The sequence below is a fragment of the uncultured Microscilla sp. genome, from assembly GCF_947493425.1.
In the GTDB taxonomy this organism is placed as follows: Bacteria; Bacteroidota; Bacteroidia; order Cytophagales; family Microscillaceae; genus Microscilla.
On record NZ_CANLRP010000373.1, the window covers coordinates 1 to 1,782 of the forward strand.

The window sequence follows — 1,782 nt, forward strand, 5'->3', positions numbered from 1 at the left end:
TCAGCCATTGGTATTTTGGGCGACAATGGTTTGCAGGGTTCGGTGGCCACCACTACCCTGGCTTCGGGTTTCAACCGTCTGGCCAAACCCACCCGTCAAATGCGCACCCTGATGAAAGGCTTAGGGATTGAAATGTTTGATGCCAGGGGCAAGTTCAAAGGCATTGCCGGGATGATTCAGGAACTCAACCGAGTCACGGTCAATATGACCGACAAGCAAAAGCAAGCCACCATTGCTACTCTTTACGGCTCTGAGGCCACCAAAAATATGCTCTCGCTACTCAACGGAGAAAAGAAGCTAAAAATTGATGCGGCCAATGCTACCCAGGTAGCCCTAATGAAGCGACTCCTTGGCGAAAAGCGTTTGCAGGCCGCCCTCAAAAAAGGGGGAGAGATTACCCTCAAAGGAGCCGAAGCCATCAAGGGCTACGACATTGTGCTCAACACCGCAGCGGGTACTGCCCAAAAAATGGCCAAAACGATGGAAGACAACCTGGCGGGGGATGTCACCAAAGCAAAGTCGGCTTTTAGCGGGCTAATGATTGAAATCGGCGACCGCTTTGATCCTTTCCTGCGCCGCATGACCCAATCAATGACGGGGGTGCTCAGTGATTTGGGCGAAAATTTCGGGCGGTATTACAAAGTTTTGAGCGATGCTTTTGCTCCCTTGCGTCAAGCCTTTGGGCAGTTCAAGCGCGATTTGTTGGGGGCAAAGGGTAGCCTACACACGTTTGGCAATGCTTCGCTGGGCGTAAAAGATGTGGTGCAGGGCATTGCCCAGGCAGTCAGCCTTGTCTCTCCTTTTATTGCCACAATGCTCAGTAATATCTCAGGGTTGATTGGTCGCCTGGCCACCACCTTTGCCCCTATGAAAGATCGTATTCAGCAGCTGCTCGGTGGGCTACGCACCAACCTGCTGATGGTCAGTCAGGATGTATGGAACATCGCGGGCAACCTGATTGGGGCACTATCGCCTCTCATTGAGGTAGTGCTCAACGTAGCAAATACGATTATGGACAATTTTGGGCACATCTGGAAGGCAATCACCGGAGTGGTAAATATGGTGTTGCCTTTTGTCTATCAGCTTGCCGATTCGTTTCGGGCAAACGTAGATGTGGGTGGCTTGTTGGGGAATGTCATGGCAGGAGTCACGGCAGTGATTAATGGTTTGCGCCCGGTACTTCGGGTGATTTTACGCCTGCTTACCCCACTGGGCAAACTCTTTTTGTGGATTGGAGGCATTTTGCTTAAAGTGGTAGGTACAGCTTTTGAAGGTTTGGGTACCATTGTGGGCAAAGTATTTGGTGGCATAGGCGACTTGTTCAACTGGCTAATTGACAAGTTTAGCTGGGTGTTCAACAAGATTAAACAAGGGCTACGCCTGATTGGGGTGATGTCGAAAGAGGCAGACAGTATGAGCCAGAAACAAAAGGAGAAAAGTCAGCAAGACAAAAAGCCCCAGCCCAAGACTCCCGCCGAAGAACAACAGGAAAAGGAAGAAAAAGAGCGTAAAAAACGTGTTCAAAAACTACAGGATGAGATAGACAGGTTCAATGAAGACCGCAAGAAAAAAACGGTGGATACGATGACTGGTGCGGCTTTCAATACCTTGATTAACCCCACCAAAACGCCGGGTAAAACCAAGGCAAGTCCCACTGGTGGCAGCGATGCTACCACGAGTGCAAGTGGGATGAACAAAATCACGGGCGGAGGCAGCAAACAGGTAAACATCAACATTACCATTGGCAATATCATCGGGATGAATGTAGACAACATCAACAAC

The 1,782-nt window shown here is 49.9% G+C and carries 1 protein-coding gene; it reads left to right on the forward strand.

All coding sequences use genetic code 11. The annotated features are described in order from the left end of the window. Positions 1–1,782, forward strand: a 1,782-nt coding sequence (locus tag Q0954_RS33825; RefSeq protein ID WP_299466474.1) for a phage tail tape measure protein, incomplete at both ends; no start/stop codon positions are given.